Annotated in this window: 18 protein-coding genes; 11 read left to right on the top strand and 7 right to left on the bottom strand. The window is 64.9% G+C overall.

Annotation, left to right across the window (positions count from 1 at the left end):
• The first annotated feature begins 393 nt into the window (after positions 1-393).
• The 7 genes from GJ695_RS25985 to GJ695_RS25955 are packed head-to-tail and all read left to right on the top strand — an operon-like array spanning position 394 to position 6,714.
• Positions 394-1,257: a FliM/FliN family flagellar motor switch protein gene (locus GJ695_RS25985; RefSeq protein WP_154369928.1), complete on the top strand. Its 864-nt coding sequence runs from the start codon at positions 394-396 to the stop codon at positions 1,255-1,257.
• Positions 1,258-1,259: 2 nt separating this feature from the next.
• Positions 1,260-1,631: a FliM/FliN family flagellar motor switch protein gene (locus GJ695_RS25980; protein ID WP_208023419.1), complete on the top strand. Its 372-nt coding sequence runs from the start codon at positions 1,260-1,262 to the stop codon at positions 1,629-1,631.
• On the top strand, positions 1,628-2,395 hold the full coding sequence (gene fliP / locus GJ695_RS25975; RefSeq protein ID WP_154355565.1) for a flagellar type III secretion system pore protein FliP: 768 nt from the start codon (positions 1,628-1,630) through the stop codon (positions 2,393-2,395). The genes GJ695_RS25980 and fliP overlap by 4 nt, the downstream gene beginning before the upstream one ends.
• A gap of 12 nt (positions 2,396-2,407) precedes the next feature.
• A complete protein-coding gene (gene fliQ / locus GJ695_RS25970; protein ID WP_154355566.1) occupies positions 2,408-2,680 on the top strand; it encodes a flagellar biosynthesis protein FliQ in 273 nt (90 codons plus the stop codon).
• A 20-nt stretch (positions 2,681-2,700) separates the two neighbouring features.
• Positions 2,701-3,495, top strand: a complete 795-nt coding sequence (locus tag GJ695_RS25965; RefSeq protein ID WP_154369925.1) for a flagellar biosynthetic protein FliR — start codon at positions 2,701-2,703, stop codon at positions 3,493-3,495.
• On the top strand, positions 3,488-4,630 hold the full coding sequence (locus GJ695_RS25960) for an EscU/YscU/HrcU family type III secretion system export apparatus switch protein (protein WP_154369922.1): 1,143 nt from the start codon (positions 3,488-3,490) through the stop codon (positions 4,628-4,630). Before GJ695_RS25965 ends, GJ695_RS25960 begins: the two co-directional genes overlap by 8 nt.
• Entirely contained in the window at positions 4,627-6,714 is a 2,088-nt protein-coding gene (locus GJ695_RS25955; RefSeq protein ID WP_166455209.1) for a flagellar biosynthesis protein FlhA, read from the top strand. The genes GJ695_RS25960 and GJ695_RS25955 overlap by 4 nt, the downstream gene beginning before the upstream one ends.
• On the opposite strand, the gene GJ695_RS25950 is transcribed toward GJ695_RS25955, so the two are convergent.
• The 5 genes from GJ695_RS25950 to GJ695_RS25930 all read right to left on the bottom strand — a co-directional run bounded on the left by GJ695_RS25950 (position 6,711) and on the right by GJ695_RS25930 (position 13,650).
• On the bottom strand, positions 6,711-7,499 hold the full coding sequence (locus GJ695_RS25950; protein WP_208023418.1) for a class I SAM-dependent methyltransferase: 789 nt from the start codon (positions 7,497-7,499) through the stop codon (positions 6,711-6,713). The genes GJ695_RS25955 and GJ695_RS25950 overlap by 4 nt on opposite strands.
• A 17-nt stretch (positions 7,500-7,516) precedes the next feature.
• Positions 7,517-9,736: a tetratricopeptide repeat protein gene (locus GJ695_RS25945; protein WP_154369920.1), complete on the bottom strand. Its 2,220-nt coding sequence runs from the start codon at positions 9,734-9,736 to the stop codon at positions 7,517-7,519.
• Between the two features lie 33 nt (positions 9,737-9,769).
• Complete coding sequence (locus GJ695_RS25940; protein WP_154369919.1) at positions 9,770-10,726, bottom strand: hypothetical protein; 957 nt, start codon at positions 10,724-10,726, stop codon at positions 9,770-9,772.
• Between the two features lie 104 nt (positions 10,727-10,830).
• Positions 10,831-11,727 carry a flagellin N-terminal helical domain-containing protein gene (locus tag GJ695_RS25935; RefSeq protein WP_154369917.1) on the bottom strand — a complete coding sequence of 299 codons (897 nt, stop codon included), beginning with the start codon at positions 11,725-11,727 and terminating at the stop codon, positions 10,831-10,833.
• Positions 11,728-11,973: 246 nt separating this feature from the next.
• Positions 11,974-13,650: an electron transfer flavoprotein-ubiquinone oxidoreductase gene (locus tag GJ695_RS25930; protein ID WP_208023417.1), complete on the bottom strand. Its 1,677-nt coding sequence runs from the start codon at positions 13,648-13,650 to the stop codon at positions 11,974-11,976.
• A gap of 169 nt (positions 13,651-13,819) precedes the next feature.
• On the opposite strand from GJ695_RS25930, the gene GJ695_RS25925 reads away from it, so the two are divergent.
• Positions 13,820-14,596 (top strand): SDR family oxidoreductase, encoded by a 777-nt coding sequence (locus GJ695_RS25925; RefSeq protein WP_166455208.1) that lies wholly within the window; start codon positions 13,820-13,822, stop codon positions 14,594-14,596.
• 9 nt (positions 14,597-14,605) lie between these two features.
• Here the strand turns inward: GJ695_RS25925 and GJ695_RS25920 are convergent, their stop codons facing one another.
• A complete protein-coding gene (locus tag GJ695_RS25920; RefSeq protein ID WP_154369915.1) occupies positions 14,606-15,166 on the bottom strand; it encodes a LuxR C-terminal-related transcriptional regulator in 561 nt (186 codons plus the stop codon).
• A gap of 122 nt (positions 15,167-15,288) precedes the next feature.
• Here GJ695_RS25920 and GJ695_RS25915 point away from each other — a divergent pair, with 122 nt between their 5' ends.
• From GJ695_RS25915 to GJ695_RS25905, 3 genes are all read left to right on the top strand, one after another.
• Positions 15,289-15,990 (top strand): CoA transferase subunit A, encoded by a 702-nt coding sequence (locus tag GJ695_RS25915; protein ID WP_154355575.1) that lies wholly within the window; start codon positions 15,289-15,291, stop codon positions 15,988-15,990.
• Between the two features lie 18 nt (positions 15,991-16,008).
• Positions 16,009-16,659, top strand: coding sequence for a CoA transferase subunit B (locus tag GJ695_RS25910; RefSeq protein ID WP_154355576.1), 651 nt, complete (start codon positions 16,009-16,011; stop codon positions 16,657-16,659).
• Positions 16,660-16,774: 115 nt separating this feature from the next.
• On the top strand, positions 16,775-19,156 hold the full coding sequence (locus tag GJ695_RS25905; protein ID WP_154369913.1) for a DUF3857 domain-containing transglutaminase family protein: 2,382 nt from the start codon (positions 16,775-16,777) through the stop codon (positions 19,154-19,156).
• On the opposite strand, the gene GJ695_RS25900 is transcribed toward GJ695_RS25905, so the two are convergent.
• On the bottom strand, positions 19,153-20,187 hold the full coding sequence (locus GJ695_RS25900) for an HAF repeat-containing protein (protein ID WP_154369911.1): 1,035 nt from the start codon (positions 20,185-20,187) through the stop codon (positions 19,153-19,155). The two genes, GJ695_RS25905 and GJ695_RS25900, sit on opposite strands and share 4 nt — an antisense overlap.
• Between the last annotated feature and the right edge of the window lie 154 nt (positions 20,188-20,341).

Raw genomic sequence — 20,341 nt, 5'->3', positions numbered from 1 at the left:
GGTCACTGCCGCATGCAAACCAACTGTAAATTTTCCGAACTGTAACATTTTGTAGTGCTTGAAACAGTTCCGAGAATACAAATACCGTTATAAATCATTCACTAAGCGCCAGTTGTTGATGTTTGTTGCAGAGCAGCGCAAAGGCTGACAAGCTGAAGTAAGCTTACCGGCTGGCAACTTCCTTGTAAAGGGATATTTGCCTGCAAGATAATTTTTCAGCCAAATATTGTATATTAGCAATAATGTGAATTATGATGTATGCTGCTACCGAGATCGTCCTACTTTACGTTACGATGAGAAGCCAGGCTAAAAAGTGCGCTGGAAGTAAGCAGTTTTTGGCTGGATAGTGCGATGATGGAGGAGTAGGAAAGAATTAACTGCCATGGACAATACATGACAACGACAAAACAGACGCAACATCAAGTCCTGGACCCCAGCCTGCTGGGCCGTCCGGTGCATTTGCTGCATATCTTTGCGGCCCAGTTGCGCGACGATCTGACGCAGTCCATGCGCCTGAACATGAACCGCCGCTACTGGGGCGGCTTCCAGGTGGACGACGTGGCGTTCACCCGCCTGGAGGGCAACGAGATCCGCAGCCGCTGGCTGAGCTTTGCCGCGCCGGCCGGGCAGATCGCCTTTGCGCTGGAGCGCAAGGTGCTGCTCAGCGTGCTCAATTTCCGCTACGGCAGCGGCGCCAAGGCCGACACCGCCGCGGTCGACGAGAACACGGTGCGCGTGACCGCCACCGAGGAACGCCTCGCTGTGGTGCTGGGGCAACAGTTGGCCGGCACCCTGGCCGGCCGCATCGAACTCAACCTGCCGGCCGGCGACAAGCCCGCCGGCGAGGCCGCCGACAATGAATTCAAGCCCGGTCCCGGCTCGCACCCGCCCAAGGGCAGCTGGGTGATCACCGTCACCGTGGCCGACGTCGCCAGCGGCGCCACCGGCCAGTTCTGGTTTGCGCTCGACAAGCAGCTGATGACCAGCGTGCTGCGCGGCCTGCTGCGCGACCGCGACGCCGGCAAGAAGGCCAAGGCCGCCGCGCCGCTGGCGCAGCGCCTGCAGGTGGGCCTGATCGGCCGCCTGGCCAGCAAGGAAGTGTCGCTGGGCGCCCTGTACGATTTGCAGGTGGGCGATGTGATCCCGATCAGCCTGGCCAGAGCGGACGTGCTGCTCGAAGAGTCGCGCCTGTTTACGGCCGCCGTGACCGAGCACAAAGGCAAACTCTGTTTAACCTCTTTTGAAGACGCCGAATAATGATGAACATGAACGTAGCCAACCCTAGCGACGCCCTGCTGGAAGACCTGTCGGAAGAGATGATCATCGATCAGCCGGGCGCCGAGCTGACCGACATCGCGCCGGCCGCGCCGCGCCGCGACCTGCCGGCCATGATGCGCAAGATCCCGGTCACGCTGACGCTGGAAGTGGGCTCGGCCCGCATCTCGCTCGAGGAGCTGATGAACATCGGCGCCGACAGCGTGGTGGAACTCGACGTGCTGGCCGGCGAGCCGCTGGTCATCAAGGTCAACGGCACCGCCATCGGCCGCGCCGAAGTGGTGGTGGCGGGCGAAAACTACGGCCTCAAAGTGATCGACCTCGACGGGCTGAATCTGGACATGATGACCCCATGACCTGGGGCTTGAACGCGCAGTGGCGCCGCCGCCTGCTGCTGGCCGCGCCGGCTGCCGCCTTGCTGGGCCTGGCCTGCGCGCCGGCCCAGGCGGTCGATCTGCTGGCCAATGTGGTGCCGGGCGCCAAGACCGAACTGACGGTCAAGATGCAGATCCTGATCATCATGACCTTGCTGGGCCTGCTCCCGGTGATGGTCATGATGATGACCAGCTTTACCCGCTTCGTGATCGTGCTGTCGCTGCTGCGCCAGGCCCTGGGCCTGCAGCAGGGCCTGCCCAACCGCATCATCACCGGCGTGGCGCTGATCCTGACCCTGCTGGTGATGCGCCCGATCGGCGACCAGATCTGGACCGAGGCCTTCGTGCCCTACGACCAGGACAAGATCGGCCTCGAGACCGCGCTGCAGATCGCCGAAAAGCCGGTGGCGCGCTTCATGCTGGCGCAGACCAGCAAGGCGGCGCTGCAGCAGATCGCCCACCTGGCCGGCGAGGACAAGATCACCGAGCCGGCGCAGCACGCGTTCACCGTCAAGCTGGCGGCGTTCGTGCTGTCCGAGCTGAAGACCGCGTTCCAGATCGGCTGCATGCTGTTCATCCCGTTCCTGGTGATCGACCTGGTGGTGTCCTCGGTGCTGATGGCGATGGGCATGATGATGCTGTCGCCGCTGGTGATCTCGCTGCCGTTCAAGCTGCTGCTGTTCGTGCTGGTGGACGGCTGGACCCTGACCGTCAACACGCTCGTGACGAGCATCCAGGCTTACTGATAGGGCGCATCCATGCTGACACCCGAAATTGCCGTCGACCTGGTGGTGGAGTCGCTGCACATCGTCATGCTGCTGGTGGTGATCCTGGTCGTGCCGGGCCTGATCACCGGCCTGCTGGTGGCGCTGTTCCAGGCCGCCACCCAGATCAACGAGCAGACCCTGAGTTTCCTGCCCAGGCTGCTCATCACGCTGCTGGCGGTGATCCTGGCCGGGCGCTGGATGTCGACCCTGCTGATGGACTTCTGCGTGTCCATCTTTACCCGCGCCGCCACCCTGGTCGGCTAGCCCGCCGCCCCCCCGCGCCCATGGAAGCCCTCTTCGCCCAGCTGCTGCCGATGCTGACCGCCCTGTGGTGGCCGTTCTGCCGCATCCTGGCGATGTTCATCGGCGCCCCGGTGCTGGGCGAGGCGGTGACGCCGACCACGGTGCGCGTCCTGATCGCGCTGGTGCTGGCCGTCATCATGATGCCGCTCACCGGCGGCGCCGACTGGGGCCCGGCGGCGATCAATCCGTTTTCCCTACACGGCGTGGTGGCCACCATCGAGCAGGGCCTGATCGGCTTCGTGCTGGGGCTGGCGTTCCACTTCGCGATGTCGGTCATCGGCGTGCTCGGCTTCATTGTCTCGTCGCAGATGGGCATGTCGATGGCGGTGATGAACGACCCGATGAACGGCCAGTCGTCGGACGTCACCTCGGGCCTGCTGTCGACGCTGGCCATCATCGTGTTCTTCGCGATCGACGGCCACCTGGTGATCGCCAACGTGATCGGCCAGAGCTTCCGCGCCTGGCCGCTGGGCCACGGCTTCGGCCCGCTGCTGATGCAGACGGTGGCCTACAACGTGGCCTGGATCTTCTCGGCCGCCATGCTGCTGGCGCTGCCGGTGGTGTTTTCCACCATGGTGGTGCAGATCGGCTTCGGCTTCCTGAACCGCGTGGCGCCGGCGCTGAACCTGTTCGCGCTGGGCTTTTCCGTGATCACCATCTTCGGCCTGCTGATGCTGGCCCAGGTGGTGCGCTTCATTCCCGAGCACTATGTGCGCATGACCAATATGGTGCTGGAGATGATACGCCAGCAGATGCAGGTGGCCATCCATGGCTGACGACAGCACCGGCGACAAAACAGAAAAGGCTTCACAGCAGAAGCTCAAGAAGTCGCGCCAGGAAGGGCAGGTGGTGCGTTCGCGCGACTTGTCGACCGCGATCGGCATCCTGGTCAGCCTGAAGCTGTTCGTCTACCTGCTGCCGTCCTACATGGCCGAGTTCAACGAGATCTTCCACCAGAGCTTTGCCCCGCTCGACAGCGACGGCGCCATCGACAACGCCATGTCGATCGTGTTCAGCAGCTCGATGTGGCTGCTGATCAAGATGCTGCTGCCGCTGTTCGTGGTGCCGTTCTTCATCGTGCTGGGGGCCATGGTGCCGGGCGGCTGGGTGATCTCGGTGAAGAACTGGGAGCCCAAGCTGTCGCGCATGAGCCCGATGAGCAATATCGGCCGCCTGTTTTCCGGCAAGCACGCCTTCGAGCTGCTGATTTCGATCGGCAAGGCGGCCGTGCTCATCGCCGTGCTCGTGCATGTGGCGCGCTCGACCGTGCCGCAGTACACCCAGCTGCAGATGATGCCGATGGGGCAGGCCATGATGGCCGGCTCCAACCTGATGCTCGACGGCCTGATGTCGATGGTGGCGGTGTTCATCATCTTCGCCCTGATCGACGTGCCGGCGCAGGCCTTCTTCTTTGCCAAGAACCAGCGCATGAGCAAGCAGGACCTGAAGGAAGAGCATAAGTCGAACGAGGGCCGGCCCGAGGTCAAGGGCCGCATCCGCCAGCTGCAGCGCGCCATGGCGCGGCGCAGCGCGCGCAAGACGGTGCCGACCGCCGACGTGGTGATCGTCAACCCGGAGCACTACGCGGTGGCGCTCAAGTACGACCTCGGCAAGGCCGAGGCGCCGTTCGTGGTGGCCAAGGGCGTCGACGAGATGGCGCTGTACCTGCGCCAGCTGGCGGCCGAGTTCAAGATCGAGGTGATGGAGCTGCCGCCGCTGGCGCGCGCCATCTACAACACCAGCCAGGTCAACCAGCAGATCCCGGTGCAGCTGTACCAGGCGGTGTCGCAGGTGCTGAATTACGTGCTGCAATTGCAGGCTTTCCGGGCCGGACGGCGTAACGCCGAGCCGGTGCGTCCACATGAACATGAAGTTGTTGTGCCCACATCCATGAGCGAGGTTAAGCAGTGAATTTTTTGAAGACGCTGATTGCGGAGGCACGTCGCCACAAGTTTGCCACCCCGGCATTCCTGTTGATGATACTGGCGATGATCATCCTGCCGCTGCCGCCGGTACTGCTGGACGTGATGTTCACGTTCAATATCGTGCTGGCGCTGATTGTGATCCTGGTGTCGGTGTCGGCGCGCCGGCCGCTGGACTTCTCGGTGTTCCCGACGGTGATCCTGGCCACCACCATGCTGCGGCTGACGCTGAACGTGGCGTCGACCCGGGTGGTGCTGCTGCACGGCCATGAGGGCACGGCCGCCGCCGGCCACGTGATCGAGGCCTTCGGCAACGTGGTGGTGGGCGGCAACTACGTGGTCGGCATCGTGGTGTTCGTGATCCTGATGATCATCAACTTCATGGTGGTGACCAAGGGCGCCGAGCGCATCTCGGAAGTGTCGGCGCGCTTCACGCTGGACGCGCTGCCGGGCAAGCAGATGGCGATCGACGCCGACCTCAACGCCGGCCTGATCAACCAGGAAAAAGCCCAGCAGCGCCGCATGGACGTCGCTTCGGAGGCCGACTTCTACGGCGCCATGGACGGCGCCTCCAAGTTCGTGCGCGGCGACGCCGTGGCCTCGATCCTGATCCTGATCATCAACATGGTCGGCGGCGTGGCCATCGGCGCGCTGATGCAGGACATGTCGTTCGGCGACGCCTTCAAGCAATACGCGCTGCTGACCATCGGTGACGGCCTGGTGGCGCAGATCCCGGCGCTGCTGCTGTCGGCCGCCGCCGCCATCCTGGTGACCCGTATCTCGGACTCCGGCGACTTCGAGCAGCAGGTCGGCAGCCAGGTGCTGACCTCGCCGCAGGTGATGCTGAGCGCGGCCGGCATGATGATGATCCTGGCGCTGGTGCCGGGCATGCCATGGCAGATGTTCGGGCCGTTCGCGCTGGTGCTGGCGTATGTCGGCTGGAAGCTGCTGGGCCGGGTCAAGGCGCCCGACACCAGCGATTTCGACGCCATCGAGGCGGCGCTGCGCGACGACCGCGTGCCCGAGCTCGACTGGGCCAACCTGCCGGCCGTGCAGCCGCTGCAGCTGGCGGTCGGCTACAAGCTGGTGGGCCTGATCGACAAGGCGCACGGCGAGCCGCTGACCAAGCGCATCCGCGGCGTGCGGCAGAGCATCTCGGAAGCCATGGGCCTGCTGCTGCCGCCGATCGGCGTGCGCGACGACCTGGGCCTGAAGCCGACCCAGTATTCGGTGATCCTGTCGGGCAGCGTGGTGTCGCAGGCCGAGGTGTTCGCCGACCGCCTGATGGCGATCCCGTCGCCCAATGTGTACGGCCAGATCGACGGCATCCCCGGCATCGAGCCGGCCTACGGCATGCCGGTGACCTGGATCGAAACCAGCGAGAAGGCCAATGCGCTGGGACTGGGCTACCAGGTGGTGGAGACGCCGAGCGCGATCGCCACCCACTTGTCCAAGCTGATCCGCGAATACCTGCCGGAGCTGTTCCGCCACGAGGACGTGCCGGCGATGATGGAGCGCCTGAGCGCGATCTCGCCCAAGCTGTCAAGCGCGCTCGACAAGGCGCTGACGCCGACCCAGCTGCTGCGCGTGTTCCGCGTGCTGCTGGCCGAGAACGTTTCGCTGAAGGACATCGTGCCGATCGCCACCACGCTGGTCGACAGCTCGGAAACCACCAAGGACCCGATCCTGCTGGCGGCCGAGGTGCGCTGCGCGCTGCGGCGCCAGATCGTCACCGGCCTGTTCGGCCAGAAGACCGAGATGCAGGCCTTCAACCTCGGCGGCGACCTCGAGAACATGCTGCTGGGATCGTTGAACCAGGCGCGCCAGAGCGGCAAGGTGGTGCTCGACAACTACCCGATCGACCCGCACCTGCTGGCGCAGCTGCAGGTCAACATGCCGGTGGCGCGCGAACAGATGCGGCAGCAGGCGACCCCGCCGCTGCTGCTGGTGCTGCCGCAGATCCGGCCGCTGCTGGCGCGCTATGCGCGCCTGTTCGCGCCCGGTCTGCATGTGCTGTCCTATAACGAGATTCCGGAAAACCGCGAAGTCAGCATCATCGGCACGGTCGGCTAGGTTTTCTGCGGCGCCAGCAGCTTGCTGGCCCAGTCCGGCAAGCGGTTGAACAGGCAGTGCGTGCCGGCATTGAAGCTGCCGTACTGCAGTCCGTGCTGCTTGGCCAGCTGCACCAGGCTTTGCCGCGAGAACAGGCTGATATGGCCGTTGCGCGGCGAGGCATACCACCACGTCAGCCGGGTATTCGGCTTGATGTTCCCATCCGTCAGCAAGGTCGAGAAGATCACCAGGCACTCGTCCTCCATCAGGGCGGTGATATTGCTCATCAGTTCGCTGACGTCGGGCACGTGCTCGAACACCTCGAACGCGCTGATCAGGTTGAATTTGCCGAGGTCGGCGAGACGCTGCTCGTTGCGCGGGAAGGGATCGTAGGTGGTCGAGTTCCAGCCCTGCGCGGTGAGCGCGTTGGACAGCACGCCGCTGCCGCCGCCGTAGTCGAGGTGGCGGATGTCCTGGCGCGCGCGGTCGAACAGCTGGCGCAGCAGGTTGGCGTTGAGCGTCGGCCGCTTGCTGACATAGTCCGGATCGATATCGATGTAGCGCTCGTTATAGATGTGCTCCTGGAACTGCTGGTCCGACCAGTGGCGGAACTCCGGCGCCAGCACAAAGGCGCATTCCGGGCAGCGGTGGTAGTACACCGGCCGGCCCGACAGCGGCAGGAAGTACTGGCGCGCCTCCTCGCAGCTCTTGTTGAAATCGACCACGTCGTGCATCACCGTCTCGGTGGCGCAGATCGGGCAGGGGACGGCGGCGGACGCGGGGACGTATTCTGGATAAGTAGGCATAGTCATGAGTCAAGGGTTCAGGTGTGCAGTTGGAACATGCTGGGCGGCGCCGGCGGCGGCACGTCCTTGAGGGCGGCGGCCACTTCGGCCACCACCGGTTCCCAGACGCCGATCTGCTCCTGGCGGAACACGGTGGCGCTCGGATACCACGGGTTGCTGCTGCCGTGTTCCAGCCAGCGCCATTCGAACGGCGTCGGCAGCATCACCCAGAACGGCTTGCCGAGCGCGCCGGCCAGGTGGGCCACGCTGGTGTCGACCGTGATCACCAGGTCCATCAGGTCGCACAGCGCGGCGGTGTCGCCGAAGTCTTTCAGCAGATGGCTGACCTGGCGCACCGGCAGGGTGTCGAGCAGCGCCTTGTCGTCGGGCCGGATGTCCTTCTGCAGGCAGATGAATTCGTAGTCCTCGCTGAACAGCGGCGCCAGCAGCGACAGCGGCAGGGTGCGGTTGTGGTCGTTGCCGTGGGTCATGCTGCCGCTCCACACGACGCCGACGCGCAGCCGGGTTTGCGCGCCAAGCTCGCCATTCCATTGGTCGCGCTTGGCCGGGTCGCTGCGCAGGTAGGCGGCTTCGACCGGGATGGTGTCGAGCCGGGTGTTGAGCGCCAGCGGCAGACTCAGCAGCGGAATGTGGTAGTCGAACGCCGGCCGCTCGCTGCCGGTCTCGATCACCTGGTCGACGTGCTCCAGGGTCTGCATCAGCGCCACCAGCGGCGTCCACACCTCCAGCAGCACGCGGGCGCCGCGTTGCTTGACCAGCTTGGCGTAGCGGCAGAACTGCATGGCGTCGCCATAGCCCTGCTCGGCGTGCAACAGGATGGTCTTGCCCTTGAGCGGCTCGCTGCCGGTCCATTGCGGCTTGAGGAAATGCCGTTTGGAGCGCGACAGCGGCAGGTCCTTGGCGATCCAGCGGTACTCGTAGCCTTGCCAGCCCCGTTCATAATCGCCGCGCGCCAGCAGCAGCAGGGCGCGGTTCCACATGGCCAGCGGGAAGCCCGGCTCCAGCGCCAGCGCGCGGTCGTAGCTGGCCAGCGCCTGGTCGTTGAAGCCCAGCTTGTTCAAGATGCTGCCGAGGTTGATGTAGGCGCGCGGATTGTTGGGCGCCATCTTCAGCAGCTTTTCCAGCGCCACGCGGGCCTTTTCGTATTCCTGCTGTGGATCGCGCGGGAAGATCATGGCGTCCGGCGCATGACGCACCACGCGCTCCACGCGCAACGCCAGCGCGTGGCGCAGGCTGGCCAGCACGTCTTCGTGCTGCTTGCTGTTGTCGAGCGCCTCGGCATGCAACTGGCGCAGTTCGGCATTGTCGCTGTCCAGTTCCAGCGCCGCCGCATACAGGGCGGCGGCCGATTCGTGATAGGTCAGTTGCGCCAGCTGCAGGCCGCGCTGGCGGTAGGCGGCGATCAGCTGGCCTTGCAGCGCCTGGGCGTCGTCGTCGGCGTGCCGGGCTTCCTCGGTGCGGTTCAGCTGGTGCAAGGCCAGCGCGCGCTGGCGGCGCGCGGCAAGCAGCTGCGGCTGCAGGCGGACCGCCTCGTCCAGCGCCTGCAGCGCTTCCTCGTGGCGGCCTTCGGCCAGCAGCAGCCGGCCCAGGTCGTAATGGGCGTCGGCGTAGTCCGGCGCCAGCGCCAGCGCCTGGCGGTAGCTTTCCTCGGCGCTGACCGGGCGTCCGCTGTCGCGCAGGATGTTGCCGCGGTTATTGTGGGCTTCGAGGTTGTGCGGGTTCAGCGCCAGCGCCTGCTCGGCGTTGAGCAGCGCCAGGTCGTACTGGCCGGTCTGCCAGAGCAGCGTGGCGCGGTTGTTCCAGGCCTGGTCGTCGTTCGGATCGAGCGCCAGCACCTGGTCGTAGGCGAGCAGCGCGTCGTCGGTGCGCAGCAGCGATTGCAGCGTGACGGCGCGGTTGAAATGGGTGTTGGCGTCGTCGCCGGCCAGCGCCAGCGCGCGGTCGTAGCTGCGCAGCGCATCTTCCATGAATTGCAGTTCGCGCAGGGCATTGCCGAGATTGCTGTGGGCCGGCGCATGCTCGGGATCGACCGCCAGGGCGGACCGGATGAAACTGGCTGCGGCGTCGAAATTGCCGCTCTGGAAGGCGGCGATGCCGGTGTGGTGCAGCGCGTCGAAATGATCGGGAGCGAGGCGCAGCACCTGCTCATAGGCTTGCAGCGCCTGGGGCAAATTGCCGTCGCTGTGGTACTGGACAGCTTGCGTGAACAACTGGTCGACGTGGGATGTATTTGCCATGGAAAGAAAAAAGAATGGAAAGGAGGGTGTTAATCATTGCACGTCGTCGGGCAGGGCGGGCTGCGACAGCAGGGTCGCCACCGCCGCCGTCGCGTGGAAAATCGCCGCCGTCAGGGCGGCGGTTTGCATGCGGCTCGGATAGGGATGGTCGCTGCTGGGCGGCGGCAGTTCGCGGCGCAGGCGGCAGCGCACGATGGTCAGGCCCAGGCGGCTGACGCTGGCCGCCAGCTGCGGCAGCACTTCGCGCATGTGCTGCATGGCGGCGGTCTGCGGGGCGCCCACTTCCATCACCACGCCGTAGCCGCCGGCCGGCTCGAGCTGGATCACCACCCGGCCCACCGCCGGCAGCATCAGTTCCAGCCGCAGCGCGGCGCGGGCGCGCTTGCGGCGCAGACGGTCGTATTCGTCGTCGTCGATCACCACCACCTTCAGCACCAGGCGCTTGTCGCCCCAGGCGTAGACGGCGAAGCGCCACGGTTCCATCTCGGTCACCATCGGCAGGCCCGGGCGGCCGTCGCGGCTGCCGGCGGGGATTTGCTCGCTCAGGAACAGGCTGGCCGGCAGGTGCTGGCCGGTGGTTTGCTCCAGCCAGGCGGCGCGCTGCTCGCTGTAGGTGCGCACCATCACTTGCCAGGAGGCGGCCATCATGGCGGTATCGGGCGGTTGCCAGATCAGCTGGCGCGACAAAAATACCTGGTTGGGGCGCATCGCGGCCGGATCGGCCGCGTTCGGCATGTCGGCCAGCGCGTCGGCCAGCGCTTCCAGGCCGCCCGGCGGCAAGGGATGGGCTTCGGCCGCTTCCGGGATGGCGCCGATCGGCGCGGCGCCGGTGGCGCTGCCGGCGTTGCCGGGCGCCAGCGGACCGAGGGGAAACTCGGTATCGGCCACCGGCGCCGCATCCGGCGCGCGCGTGACCTGACCTGGCTGCACCGGCTGCCGGTTCGGGACGCCCTGCGGGCGAAGGAGAGGTCCGATGCGTTCTAAAGCCATCAGGCGGATTATCCAGTGTTGCGGGTATAAAAAAAGCCAACCGAAAAGTATCCGGTTGGCCCTTGATGACCCGGATACTGCCGTATCCGGATACTACTACGATATTACTGCAGCAGGGACATAACCAGCGACGAGGTGCTGTTCGACTGTTTCAGCATCGCGGTGCCGGCTTGCAGCAGCATCTGCTGCGAAGTCATGTTCGACGATTCAGCGGCGAAGTCGGTATCCATGATGCGGCCTTCCGCAGCCTTGGTGTTGGTCGAGACGTTGGCCAAGTTGTTGTACACGTGCTCCAGGCGGTTCGAAGTCGCACCCAGGTTGGAACGGACCACCGACACCGAGTCGATCGCGCTGGCCAGCAGGTCGATGGCGCTGTTGGCGGTTGCTGCCGAGGTGGCCAGTTCGGTGCCGGTGGCGGTCGAAGCGGTGCCCGACGAGTTGAAGCCGGCGGTGGCGCTGGTCAGTGCGGTCTGCATGGCGCTGACCTGGGTGGTCAGGTCGAACTTCAGCGTCTCATTGGTCGAGGCGCCGATCTGGAAGGTCAGGCCGGTGTTCTGGAAGGTGGCGGTCGAGCTGGACATGTCGGCATTGAACAGTTTCTGGCCGCCGAAGGTGGTGTTACCCACGATGTTGGTCAGTTCGTTGGTCAGTGCATCGAATTCAGCTTGCATCGAGGTGCGGTCGGCGTCGTTCGACGAACCGTCGGCAGCCTGGGTGGCCAGATCCTTCATGCGCACCAGGATGGTGGTGGTCTCGTCCAGCGCGCCTTCGGCGGTTTGCATCAGCGAGATCGAGTTTTGGGTGTTGCGCATTGCAACGGTCATGCCGCTGGTCTGGTATTTCAGACGGGTTGCAATTTGCAGGCCTGCAGCGTCATCCATTGCCGAGTTGACACGGAAGCCGGTGCTCAGGCGGGTCTGCGAAGTCGACAGCGACGACTGGGTGCGGGAAATCGAGTTCTGTGCGGCAAGGGCTGCAGAATTGGTGTGAAGGCTCAGCATGAAATAACTCCTGGTAGGTGGATTCAGTTCGGAGCAACGAATCTTTTGCGCTCTCCCAAGTACAAGACGACCGTAGATGAGAGGACATTAAATGCTGCATGGAAATTTCTTGAAAATAATTTGTAACCGCGCTGAAAACCGCTGTTTACCGTCGTTTCCACCGGCCGATTATGTTCCGATTGTTGGCCTGGATCAATGAAAAACAGCGCGACCGGGCGGTCGCGCTGTGCTGGAAGTGTTGCTTTTTTACATATTCGGATAGTTCGGCCCGCCGCCGCCTTCCGGCGTCACCCAGACGATGTTCTGGGTCGGGTCCTTGATATCGCAGGTTTTGCAGTGCACGCAGTTCTGGGCGTTGATCTGCAGGCGGTCGGCGCCGTCGTCGGTCTTGACGAATTCGTACACGCCGGCCGGGCAGTAGCGCGCCTCCGGTCCCGCGTACTGGGCCAGGTTGACGTCCACCGGCACGCTCGGGTTCTTCAGCGTCAGGTGGATCGGCTGGTCTTCCGCATGGTTGGTGTTCGAGATGAACACCGACGACAGGCGGTCGAAAGTCAGCTTGCCGTCCGGTTTCGGGTAGGCGATCGGCTGGAACTGCGCGGCCGGCTTCAGGCATTCATGGTCGGCGTGCGAGTGGCGCAAGGTCCACGGCGCCTTGCCGCGGAACACGATCTGGTCGATGCCGGTCATCAGCGAGCCGATATACAGGCCCTTGTTCAGCCATGGCTTGACGTTGCGCGCCACGTGCAGTTCCTCGTGCAGCCACGATTTCTCGAAGGCGCTCGGGTAGCTGGCCAGTTCGTCGGCCTGGCGGCCGGCGCCCAGCGCCTCGAACACCGATTCGGCCGCCAGCATGCCGGACTTGATGGCCGCGTGGCTGCCCTTGATGCGGCTCATGTTGAGGAAGCCGGCGTCGCAGCCGATCAGCGCGCCGCCCGGGAACACCAGCTTCGGCAGCGATTGCAGGCCGCCGGCGGTGATCGCGCGGGCGCCGTAGGAGATGCGCTTGCCGCCTTCGAGGAAGGTGCGGATTTCCGGGTGGGTCTTGTAGCGCTGGAATTCCTCGTAGGGCGACAGGTAGGGGTTTTCATAGTTGAGGCCGACCACGTAGCCGATCATCACCTGGTTGTTTTCCAGGTGGTACAGGAAGGAGCCGCCATAGGTCTTGCTGTCGAGCGGCCAGCCGGTGGTGTGGATCACCAGGCCGGGCTGGTGCTTGGCCGGGTCGATTTCCCACAGTTCCTTGATGCCGATGCCGTAGGACTGCGGGTCCTTGCCCTTGTTCAGGTCGTACTTGGCCATCAGCTGCTTGCCCAGGTGGCCGCGCGCGCCTTCGGCAAACAGCGTGTATTTGCCGTGCAGTTCCATGCCCAGCTGGAATTCCGGACCGGCTTCGCCGTCGCGCTTGACGCCCATGTTGCCGGTGGCGATGCCCTTGACCGAGCCGTCGTCGTTGTACAGCACTTCGGCGGCGGCGAAGCCGGGGAAGATTTCCACGCCCAGCGCCTCGGCCTGCTGGCCCAGCCAGCGCACCACGTTGCCCAGCGAGATGACGTAGTTGCCGTGGTTCTCGAAGCAGGCCGGCAGCAGCATGTTCGGCGTCTTGTAGGCCTTGGTCTCGGTCAGGAACAGCACGCGGTCTTCGGTGACGGCGGTGTTGAGCGGCGCGCCTTTTTCCTTCCAGTCAGGGATCAGTTCGGTCAGCGCTTTCGGGTCCATCACGGCGCCGGACAGGATGTGGGCGCCCAGCTCGCCGCCTTTTTCCAGCACGACGACCGACACTTCCTGGCCTTTTTCAGCGGCCAGCTGTTTGATTTTGATTGCTGCCGACAAGCCTGCCGGGCCGCCGCCGACGATCACGACGTCATACTCCATCGCATCGCGCGGGCCGTACTGTTCTACAAGATTTTGAGGCTGTGTCATGGTCTGTTGTTATAGTGGTTTTGATGAATGTAAAAATTTTAGCACGAGTGTGCTTCTTTTTCCGTTGGATTGCTGCCATTTTCCGCGACATTATTAGACACCGCAATCTAATACTGGCGATTTGTGTAATGATATTGCTTAGACATTCGCCAAACATAGAGGAGCAACCGTGGGCATAGAAGTTAACTTTGAGGGAAAAATTGCGCTGATCACCGGCGCCTCCAGCGGTCTGGGAGCCCGGTTTGCCAAAGTGCTGGCCCAGGCGGGGGCGCAGGTGGTGCTGGCCTCGCGCCGCACCGAGCGCCTGAAGGAGCTGCGCGCCGAGATCGAGGCCGACGGCGGCGCCGCCCACGTGGTCAGCCTGGACGTCACCGACTACGCCAGCATCAAGTCGGCCATCGCCCACGCCGAGACCGAGGCCGGCCCGATCGACATCCTGGTCAACAACTCGGGCGTGTCGACCACGCAGCGGCTGGTGGATGTGACGCCGGAGGATTACGCCTTCGTGATGGACACCAACCTGCGCGGCGGCTTTTTCGTGGCGCAGGAGACGGCCAAGCGCATGATCGCGCGCGCCAAGGGCGACCCGAGCAAGAAGCACCGCATCATCAATATCGCCTCGGTGGCCGGGCTGCGCGTGATGCCGCAGATCGGCGTGTACTGCATGAGCAAGGCCGGCGTGGTGCAGATGACCAAGGCCATGGCGGTGGAGTGGGGCAAGTACGGCATCAACACCAACGCCATCTGCCCCGGCTATATTTCCACCGAGATCAACGAGGATTATTTCGCCAGCGAGCAGGGCCAGAAGCTGATCGAGATGCTGCCGCGCAAGCGCCCGGGCAAGCCGGAAGACCTCGATGGCCTGCTGTTGCTGCTGGCCGGCGAGGATTCCAACTTCATCAACGGTGCGATCATCTCGGCCGACGACGGCATGACGGCCACCTGACGGCCGTTATTAAAGCTGGACGCCGATCAGCTTGTGCACCAGCTCGGAGGACGTGGCGGCGGAGAATTTGCGCATCAGCTTGGCGCGGTGCATTTCCACCGTGCGCGGGCTGAGGTCGACCTGGCGGGCGATGGTCTTGCTGGTCTTGCCTTCGACCAGCAGGGCGGCGATTTCCCGCTCGCGCGGCGTCAGTTCGGCCGTGACCGGGCGCTTTTCGCTGACGTCCTCGAAAGTCCAGATGCCGGGGCCGAGCGGGGCGCTGGACTGCATCGCATGGCCGGTGACGTGACACCAGAACAGCTCGCCGTCGGCGCGGCGCATGATGCGCTCATCGGAATAGCGGCCCTTGGCGTTCATGATGGGGATGATGCGGTCGCCGGTGCGCAGGAATTCGTCCATGGTGGGATACAGCGCCAGGAAGGACAGGCCTTCGAGCTGCTGGCGGGTATAGCCGAACATGGCGGCCAGCGCCTCGTTGCAGGTCTGGATGGTGCGGTTTTCCGAAATGCACATGCCTACCGGCGCATGGAGGAAAATCGATTCGTAATCAATGATCGGCTGAGCGTGCATGGGTACAGGTAGTTCTACGGTATTGTGCTTTTAATGTGCGTATTCTATGCTGGATCGCCGCATCGCTAAGGTATTTAACAACGTTGGCAAGGCACACGCAACATAAATCATAAGGGACATATATGAACAAGATCTATCCGGACGCTGCTTCCGCCCTGGCAGGCGTGGTGCAGAACGGGCAAACCATCGCGGTCGGCGGCTTCGGCCTGTGCGGCATCCCGGAGGCGCTGATCGGCGCGCTGCGCGATTCCGGCGTCACCGGCCTGACGGCCATTTCCAACAACGCCGGCGTTGACGGCTTCGGCCTCGGCCAGTTGCTGGAAACCCGCCAGATCAAGAAGATGATCGCCTCCTACGTGGGCGAAAACAAGGAGTTCGCGCGCCAGTACCTGGCCGGCGAACTGGAGCTGGAATTCACGCCGCAGGGCACGCTGGCCGAGAAGCTGCGCGCCGGCGGCGCCGGCATTCCCGCCTTCTTCACCAAGACCGGCGTCGGCACCATCGTCGCCGACGGCAAGGAAATCCGCGAGTTCGACGGCGAACAGTACGTCATGGAGCGCAGCCTGGTGGCCGACGTGGCGCTGGTCAAGGCCTGGAAGGCCGACAAGGCCGGCAACCTGGTGTTCCGCAAGACCGCGCGCAACTTCAATCCGAACGCGGCCATGGCCGGCAAGGTCTGCATCGTCGAGGTCGAGCAGCTGGTGGAAACCGGCGAGATCGATCCGGACCAGGTGCACCTGCCGAGCATCTATGTCAACCGCATCGTGGTCAACGCCACGCCGGAAAAACGCATCGAGCAGCGCACCGTGCGCGCCGCCAACTAAAAGAATCGGAGACTTACTATGGCATGGACTCGTGATGAAATGGCCGCGCGCGCGGCCAAGGAACTGCAGGACGGTTTCTACGTCAACCTCGGCATCGGCTTGCCGACCCTGGTGGCCAACTATGTGCCGACCGGCATCGAAGTGTTCCTGCAATCGGAAAACGGCCTGCTGGGCATCGGCCCGTTCCCGACCGAAGAGGAAATCGACGCCGACCTGATCAACGCCGGCAAGCAGACCGTGACGGCGCTGCCGGGCTCGGCCTACTTCAGCTCGGCCGATTCCTTCGGCATGATCCGCGGCGGCAAGATCAACCTGGCCATCCTCGGCGCCATGCAGGTGTCGGAACACGGCGACCTGGCCAACTGGATGATTCCGGGCAAAATGGTCAAGGGCATGGGCGGCGCGATGGACCTGGTGGCCGGCGTCAAGAAAGTGGTGGTGCTGATGGAGCACGTGGCCACCGCCAAGGACGGCTCGACCTCGCACAAGCTGCTGCCGAAATGCGACCTGCCGCTGACCGGCGTCGGCGTGGTGGACCTGGTCATCACCGACCTCGGCGTGCTGGAAGTAACGGACAGCGGCCTGAAAGTGACCGAACTGGCGCCCGGCGTCAGCAAGGACCAGATCCAGGCCGCCACCGGCGTCAAGCTGGACTTCTCGGCGCTGTAAACTTTTAGCCGCGAACACAACGGCACGCTGCGGCGTGCCGTTTTTGTTTGCTTAACAGAAACTGTCGGTCTACACTGTTGAGATATTTGCTACTTAATTTCTCAACGGGTCAGACATGCGTGGTGTGCTGTTGGTGCTGGGATGGATGTGGGCGTGCGCCGCTGGCGCGCAGGCATATAAAACCGGCGCGGCGCCGGCCTGGGTGCTGCCGGTGGCGGCCGAGGCGGCGGCCGATCCGGCATGGCAGCCGCAGCGCGGCAGCGTCGCCTATCTGCTGCGCGATACGCAGACCCGGGTCGATGCGCGCGGCAAGGTCACCTTCATGCACCTGGCCACCAAGGCGCTGGACGGCAGCGGGGTGGAGAAGGCCGCCAATCTCAGCATCAATTTCGATCCCACCTACCAGCGCCTGACGATCCACACCATCAACGTGATCCGCGACGGCAAGGTGATCCCGAGGCTGGCCGGCGCCCGCGTCAAGCTGTTGCAGCGCGAGACCGAGCTCGATTACCTGATCTACGACGGCAGCCAGACCGCCAGCGTGCTGCTCGATGATATCCGCATCGGCGACATCGTCGACTATTCGTTCAGCCTGGACGGCGCCAACCCGGTATTCAAGGGCAAGGTCTCCAGCCGCGTCGATATCGCATGGGCGGTGCCGATGGACCGTTCCTTCGTGCGCCTGCTGATGCCGCTCAACCGGCCGCTGCGCGTGACCACCCACAACAGCACGCTGCAGCCGGCGATCAGCGAGGCCGACGGCTACCGCGACTACCGCTGGGACCAGCGCAATATCGCCGCCGTCAAGGTCGACAAGGGCGCGCCGGAGTGGTTCAATCCGTATGCCGCCGTACAGTGGACCGAGTTTGCCGACTGGGCGTCGGTGGTGGCCTGGTCGCTGCCGCTGTACCAGCCGCCGGCCAGGCCGGGGCCGGCGCTGCGCGCGGAACTGGAGCGCATCGCGCGCGAAAACAGCGGCGCCGAAAGCCGCACGGCCGCCGTGCTGCGCCTGGTGCAGCGTGAGGTCCGCTACATGGGCATCGAAGTCGGCCCCGGCTCGCATGCGCCCAGCGCGCCGGACCAGGTCTGGCTGCGCCGCTTCGGCGACTGCAAGGACAAGACGCTGCTGACCGTCACCTTGCTGCGCGCGCTGGGCATCGATGCGGCGCCGGCGCTGGTCAACACCGAATTCACCCGGGACGTCGAGCACTGGGCGCCGACGCCGCTGGCCTTCAATCACGTGCTGGTGCGCGTGCTATTGGAGGGCAAGGTTTACTGGCTCGACCCCACCCGCAGCATGCAGCAGGGCGAACTGGCGCACCTGGCGCAGGCGGACTACGGCTATGCGCTGGTGCTGGACCCGGTCAGCACGGCGCTGACGCGCATGGCGCCCAGCGCCATCAGCCTGAAGACCATCCGCGCCGTGTTCGATTCCACGGCCGGCGTGGGCAAACCGGTCGACTACACCGTCAGCACCACCATGCGCGGCGAGCGCGCCGACAATCTGCGCCGCCAGCTGCGCTACAACCGCGCCGAGATGGAAACGCAATACCAGAATTTTTACGCGCGCAGCTATGAAGGCACGCACAGCAACGGCGCCATGAAAATCGAGGACGACGAAGCGCGCAACGAGCTGACCACCGTCGAGTCCTACCGCGTGCCCAGTTTCTGGGTCCGCAACGACAAGCGCGGCCGCGATGAGGCGCAGGTGGAGGCGTCCGAGATCGACGAGCCGCTGAAGGCGCCCGAGGCCATCGGTCGCAACGCGCCGCTGCGCCTGGACTTTCCGCGCGAGATCATCGAGGTGACCGAGGTGCGCCTGCCGGCCTTGTGGAACATCAAGACCAGCGACGCCAAGGTGGCCGATCCGGCCTTCGAATTTTCCTACAAGGTGGCCAGGGGCGCCGACGGCAAAAGCGTCCTCATCACCGCGCACTACAAGGCCCTGCGCGACCACATCGAGCCCGGCGACATGGGGCGCTACGCGGGGCATCTGAAGCAGGCGCGCGACGCCATCGGCTACAGCCTCTACAGCACGCCGGACGCGGCGGCGGCGCTGGAGGAGGAGGAGACGCCCGCGCGCGATCGCGGCTGGCTGCTGCCGGCCGTGGCGCTGCTGTTGCTGGCGGCACTGGTGAGCGTGGCGCAGCGCATGCAGCGCGCGCCGCCGGCGCATGCCGAAGTCAACCGCCGGCTGCTGCTGGTGCTGGTGGCCGGCAGCGGGTTCGCCACGCTGTGCTGGATGTTGCCGGTGTGGCCGGCAGTGATGCCGGAGATCGCCATGGTGCTGGTGGCAACCATGGGCGGCTATCTGCTGCGCACCGTGCCGCAGGTGCCGGCCACCCACCTGGCCTATCCGCTGGCGCTGCGCCTGTACCACGCGCGCGACCGTGCGCTGCCGAAGGCGCTGCGCTACTTCCGGCGCCGGCTGCTGCCCTTGCTGGGCTGGTGCGCGGTCGGCGCGGCGCTGGCCAAGCTGCTGTCGCTGGCCGCCTAGACCGCCGAGCGCAGGGCGATGCCGCGGTAGCGTCGGCGGTACAGCATCAGTCCGGTCGCCACGGTCAACACGAGGATGATGGCGCCCATGAAATCCTGGGCGCCGTGCGTGACCACCGCCGGCTGGCTGGACACCATGGTCGAGGCGGTGAACTTCTTGCCGATGTAGGTGGCGCCGATCACCAGTTCCTGGTTGTTGATGGTGTTCACCAGATACAGGCCGTAGCCGCCCGGATGCACGGTCATCTTGCCGTCGCGGTAGACGAAGGAGCGGCGCTCGTCGCCGATGCGGATGCTGCCGACCACATGGCCGGCCTGGTTGACCGAGGTGGCGAAGCTGTCGCCGTAGCCGATCAGCGCGCCGAGGTCGACCATGCGGCCCTTGTCCCACATGAACGCATGCCAGCGCCGGCCCGGCGTTTCCGAGGCGCCGACCACCACACCGTTGTCGCTGACCGCGCTGGCGCTGCTGGAGCGGCCGCCCAGCGTGCCGAGATCCTGCATGGCGCCGCCCGGCTGGGCCAGGAAGGCATGGCGGTAGCCGTCGGGCAGGGCGGCGGTGCCGACCACCGCGCCGTTGTTGTTGATGCCGGCCGCGTAGCTGATGCGGCCGCCCAGCGTGCCGAGGTCGACCGGTTCGCCGTCGGCGTCGCTGACGAAGGCGCGGTAATAGCCGTCGCTGGTGTCGGCAAAGCCGGCCACCTGGCCCTGGTTGTTGATGGCGGCGCCGTAGCTGCTGTTGCCGCCCAGCGTGCCGATATCGCGCATGGCCCGGCCGTGCGGGACCACGAAGGCGCGCCAGTAGCCGGCGCCGTTCTGCGCCGTGCCGACCACGTCGCCGCCGGCGTTGATGCCGCGCGTATAGCTGTCGCTGCCGCCCAGCGTGCCCAGCTCGATCGGGCGGCGGTCGTACAGGATGGCGCGCTGGCGGCCGTCCTCTTCCTCGATGATGCCGACCATCTGGCCGCGGGCGTTGATGTCGACGGCGATGCTGGCCTCTTTGCCGCGCGCGCCCAGTGTCAGTTCGTGCATGGTGTCTCCTGGTTTGTCATTACAACAATCTCAGCAACTCCCGTGCCATGTCCGCGCTACACCCGCACGACGCGGACCACCGGGGTCTGACCCCGTACGGGGTCAGACCCCTCTGACGGTGGCGGGTTGAAGTGTTCGGAGATGAACACTTTGA

The organism is Duganella alba (assembly GCF_009674495.1).
GTDB lineage: Bacteria > Pseudomonadota > Gammaproteobacteria > Burkholderiales > Burkholderiaceae_D > Rugamonas > Rugamonas alba.
Note: the sequence above shows the minus strand (reverse complement) of the source record. Positions and strands in the feature narration are given on the sequence as shown.